Origin of the sequence: uncultured Campylobacter sp. (genome assembly GCF_938045405.1) — a bacterium.
Classification (GTDB): domain Bacteria; phylum Campylobacterota; class Campylobacteria; order Campylobacterales; family Campylobacteraceae; genus Campylobacter_B.
Window position 1 is genome coordinate 1 of sequence record NZ_CALIMW010000147.1, and the last position, 4384, is coordinate 4384.

A 4384-nucleotide genomic window follows, 5' to 3' on the forward strand; every position below is an offset into this window, starting at 1 on the left:
AAATTTTAAAATTTAGGCGGGTCGTATTTAAGGGCGCATTTATTGGATAGCGCATTTAAATTTTAAAATTTTAACAAGCAAATGGCGTTAAATTTAAACCGGGGCGGTAAAATTTTACGCTAAAATACGGCGCGACGATATTTTGAAATTTCAAAATGCACGCTAAGCTTTAAAATTTAAACTCAGATGATTCTGCGAATTTTGCGACTATTTGAGAAAGTGCTAAGTTTTAAAATTTAAGCCCAAATGGCTATTTTAAGGCATATCGCAGGGCTTAAATTTTACGATCTGAAATTAGGAGAAAAGATTGGAAAATAGAACTTCATATACTATAGTAGGCGCATTTGTTATGATCTGCGTCGCGGCTCTTACGGCGTTTATGTGGTGGATGCTTACAAAGACTGATCGCAGCGAGAGCTACCGCTCCTACTATATCCACACAAAAGAGCTTCCCGTAGGCATTAAGGAGAATTCAGAAGTTAAATTTATCGGCGTAAATGCGGGCATCATCAAAAGTATCGACTTTGCCGATATCGAAAATGCGATCATCGAGATTGAAATTTCAGTAAAAAGCAAGCTACCGATCTCACAAGATAGCGTCGCCAAGGTAGAATCTCAAGGCATCAGCGGAATCGCGTTTATAAATATCACGAAAGGAAGCGGCAAGCTTTTTCCGCCGAATGATAAAAAGCCGATAATTGCGCTGGATAAAACGCTTCTTGATAAAATCGGCTCTAAAGCTGAAGTCATCACCGATAGCGTGAGTGAGATGGTCTTTAAAATTAATGGGCTGTTGTCTAAGCAAAATACCGATAAAGTGGATAGAATTCTATCTTCGATGGATAAATTTAGCGCCGAGTTAAGTGATGAGAAAAAATTCCAAAGCTTAGACGCACTGCTTGCTAACGTAAATACTCTCATAGCGAATTTAAACGAGCGCGAGAAGGAGCTAGACGCCCTGCTAGATAATCTAAACGCCTTTGCCGTGAGTGCTGCCAATCTATCAAATTCACTGGATAAAACCGCAGGCATCATCACTAAGCGTATCGATCGCGGCGAGTACAATCTAAAAGCAATCTTGGATCCTACACTTGAGGAGGCAAAAAACACTCTTGGCGAGCTCAAAAAATCACTTAGAGAATTCCAAGGTGCGATGTTTAGGCTAGAGGACAATCCTTACGATTTCTTTTTTAAAGACACTTCTAAAGGCGCGGATCGCGACGATAAAAAGGAATAAAGATGAAAAATTTTATAAAGTTTACGCTTGCTACGACGCTGGCGGCGATATTTTTAGGCGGCTGCTTAGCTAAGCAGGCTAAGCCATACACCTACTACGAGCTGCGTTATGATCAAAAGCGCTGCGTAAATCCTAGCGGTGCACGTAAAAATATCTTTATCGACACCATTACGGCGACAGATCTCGTCGATAGGCGGGATATTTTAATAGTGGATTTTAGAAACCGAACGCGGTTCGCAAGCGACGCCAAATTTATCACGATGCCTAGCGAAATGGTATATAAAGCGCTGCTAGATGCGGCATTTTCCACCTGCTCGCTAAATCCGATCTTCGTGCCAAAAGAGCGGGATTTGCGCCTAAAAACCAGTATCGTAGCGCTTCAGATCAATAACGATCAAGCAACCGTCACGATGGGATATGAAATTTTAAATTCTTTAGAAAGCATAAAATCAGGCATCGTCACTAAGCGCGTTTTCGTGCCTGATCCTAGCTCGCAAAGCATTTATAATGCCCTAAATTTAGCGCTTAATGAGAGCATAAACGAAATTTTAAAGGCTCTTAGATGATAGCGGCGATCGAAGGAATTATCACGCGCAAGGAGCCCACTGCTTGCGTCATTAAATGCGCTAGTGGCGTGAGCTACGCTCTTTCATTGTCATTAAACACCTCCACGAAGCTCACGCAGGGCAAGCTGACCGAGCTTGCGTGCGTACAAATTCTGCGCGAGGATGCCGATTCGCTGTATGGGTTTTTAGACGAGAGTGAAAAAAGGATGTTTGAAACCCTAATCAAGCTTAGCGGTGTAGGTGCAAGCACGGCGATGGCGGTTTGTTCGACGCTCGCTCCGCAGGATTTCGCGCGTTGCGTAGCTACGGGGGATGCTGCGACGCTAACTTCAGTTCCAGGTATCGGCCCAAAGACCGCTAGACGGATCATTGCCGAACTAGGCGATGCAAAGCTAATGGAATTCGGTCCTAGCGAGACTTATAAAAACGAAGCGGCGTCCGCGCTACAAAGCCTTGGATTTAAGCGCGATAAGATCAATCAAATCTTAGCGGGCTGCAGCAGCACGAATACGTCAGATCTTGTCAAAGAGGCGTTAAAAAAATTAGCGTAGAAAATAAAATTTGAAGGAAAACAATGAAATTTGGCTTAGTTTTTGGAGCTCAAAGCTACGAGCACGAAGTAAGTATCATCTCGGCAATTGCCGTCAAAAATGCCCTAAAAGGCTGGGACTTGGAGTTTGTATTTTGCGATAAAAATCGTAAATTTTACCGCATTGAGGATAAAAATATGCGCGCGGCGTATTTTAAGCAGGGCGGCTATGCTAAAGCAAAAGGGCTTAGCATCGGTGCGGGCGGATTTTTTGAGAGCGGAATGTTTAGCAAAAGCATGCTAGAAGTCGGCACATATATCAATCTAATCCATGGCTGCGACGGCGAGGATGGCAAAATGGCAGCGCTATTTGAGTTTTTTGGCATCCCTTACATCGGACCTCGCATAGAAGCTAGCGTGCTAAGCTATAATAAAATTTTAACCAAGCACTTAGCCGCAATCGCAAATGTAAAAACCTTGCCGTATGAGATCGTAAATCGTACTAGCCTGCCTAATTTTAATTTTCCGATCATCGTTAAGCCCGCTCATTTGGGCTCTAGCATCGGAATTTCGATAGCCAAGAACGAAAGCGAGTTTAGCTACGCGCTGGATCAGGCTTTTGAGCTGGACGACAGCGCGATCGTAGAGCCATACTGGGAAAACGTAAAGGAATTTAATCTCGCAGGCGCTAAAATAGACGGCAAAATCGTATTTTCAAACATCGAAGAGCCAAAAAAAGAGGGCTATTTAAATTTCGATCGTAAATATTTGGATTTTTCGCGTAGTGGCGCGATCGAGCCCGCTCGTCCTGGCGCTTTGCTAGAGGGTAAGATGAAAGACGCCTTTACGCGGCTTTATAACGCAGGATCATTCGATGGCGCGCTCATTCGCTGCGATTTTTTTGAAAAAGAGGGCGAAATTTATCTAAACGAGATAAATCCAAATCCGGGCAGCCTCGCAAACTATCTATTTGATGATTTCCCAGAGGTCTTAGCAGCTCTTGCTTCGTCGCTGCCGCCGATGAGGCAGATCCCTGTAAGCTACGAGCTAATCACCAAAATCACCGCTAATAAGTAGCCAATCGTTTAAAATTTTACGCTAAATTTTGCGTAAAATTTTACTCTAAAAGGTCGAGTTATGATAAATCAAGACGAAATTTACACCGCTACCGAGATCGTGCGCAACTTTAGCACCGTTTTAAACAAGATCAAAAACCAAGAGATTAAAAAAGCCCTGATCGTTAAAAACAACAAATTTGAAGCCGTGATGATCAGCATGAGCGAGTTTGAGCGGCTCGAAAAAGCAGTCGAGCTACTCAAGGCCGTTTACGCCAAAAGGAGCGGCGGTGGCGAGTAAGGAGCTCGTCTGCGGCGGCGAAAACTACAAAATCAGCTACGAAATTTCAAACTTGCAGCGTGAGCAATACATCCTGATTCTGCACGGCTGGGGCGCAAACAAGGCGCTTATGTCTAGAGTTTTTGCGGACAAATTCCGCCGTTACGCGTTAGTGTGCGTCGATCTGCCGGGATTTGGCGCCAGCTCGCAGCCCGCGCGCGCCCTTGGCAGCGAGGATTACGCGGAGATTATGCGCGCCTTTATCGCGGCTTTTGGCAGGCAGCCTGCAGCGATCATGGGGCACAGCTTCGGCGGCAAGATCGCAACGCTTTTGCGCCCGCAAAACCTCATACTGCTAAGCAGCGCCGGTATCATCGAGCCCAAGCCCTTTGCCGTGCGGGCCAAGATCGCGATTTTTAAAATTTTAAAAAGACTTGGACTGGCGGGGCTTTGGCGTGCGTTTGCGAGCAAGGATGCCGCAGGTATGAGCAAGACGATGTATGAGACGCTAAAAAACGTCGTAAATGAGGACTTCCGCGATATTTTTTCCGCGCTAAGCCCACAAAATGCGCTCATCTTTTGGGGCAAGGACGATCGCACCACTAGCCTAAAAAGCGGCGAGCTGATCCACTCGCTCGTCAAAAACAGCAAATTTTATCCGCTGGCGGGGGATCACTTTTTCTTTTTGCAGAGCGCGGATTTTATCGGCGAGCAGAT

The 4384-nt window shown here is 45.1% G+C and carries 6 protein-coding genes; all 6 read left to right on the forward strand.

The window, feature by feature from the left end:
• The first annotated feature begins 307 nt into the window (after positions 1-307).
• The gene (locus Q0140_RS05865) at positions 308-1237 is read left to right on the forward strand and encodes an MlaD family protein (RefSeq protein WP_297962737.1); all 930 of its coding nucleotides are present in this window, start codon (positions 308-310) and stop codon (positions 1235-1237) included.
• A gap of 2 nt (positions 1238-1239) precedes the next feature.
• On the forward strand, positions 1240-1803 hold the full coding sequence (locus tag Q0140_RS05870) for a hypothetical protein (protein WP_297962738.1): 564 nt from the start codon (positions 1240-1242) through the stop codon (positions 1801-1803).
• Positions 1800-2354 carry a Holliday junction branch migration protein RuvA gene (gene ruvA / locus Q0140_RS05875; protein WP_297962740.1) on the forward strand — a complete coding sequence of 185 codons (555 nt, stop codon included), beginning with the start codon at positions 1800-1802 and terminating at the stop codon, positions 2352-2354. The genes Q0140_RS05870 and ruvA overlap by 4 nt, the downstream gene beginning before the upstream one ends.
• Positions 2355-2377: 23 nt before the next feature.
• Entirely contained in the window at positions 2378-3409 is a 1032-nt protein-coding gene (locus tag Q0140_RS05880) for a D-alanine--D-alanine ligase (RefSeq protein ID WP_297962742.1), read from the forward strand.
• 60 nt (positions 3410-3469) lie between these two features.
• Positions 3470-3688 carry a type II toxin-antitoxin system Phd/YefM family antitoxin gene (locus Q0140_RS05885; RefSeq protein ID WP_177389042.1) on the forward strand — a complete coding sequence of 73 codons (219 nt, stop codon included), beginning with the start codon at positions 3470-3472 and terminating at the stop codon, positions 3686-3688.
• Positions 3678-4384, forward strand: a 707-nt coding sequence (locus Q0140_RS05890) for an alpha/beta fold hydrolase (protein WP_297962744.1), incomplete at its 3' end; no start/stop codon positions are given. The genes Q0140_RS05885 and Q0140_RS05890, both read left to right, overlap by 11 nt.

Excerpts from the sequence above, each read along its gene's own strand:
- Q0140_RS05880 (WP_297962742.1), top strand. The coding sequence starts at position 2,378 with ATGAAATTTGGCTTAGTTTTTGGAGCTCAAAGCTACGAGCACGAAGTA.
- Q0140_RS05885 (WP_177389042.1), top strand. The coding sequence starts at position 3,470 with ATGATAAATCAAGACGAAATTTACACCGCTACCGAGATCGTGCGCAAC.
- ruvA (WP_297962740.1), top strand. The coding sequence starts at position 1,800 with ATGATAGCGGCGATCGAAGGAATTATCACGCGCAAGGAGCCCACTGCT.
- Q0140_RS05870 (WP_297962738.1), top strand. The coding sequence starts at position 1,240 with ATGAAAAATTTTATAAAGTTTACGCTTGCTACGACGCTGGCGGCGATA.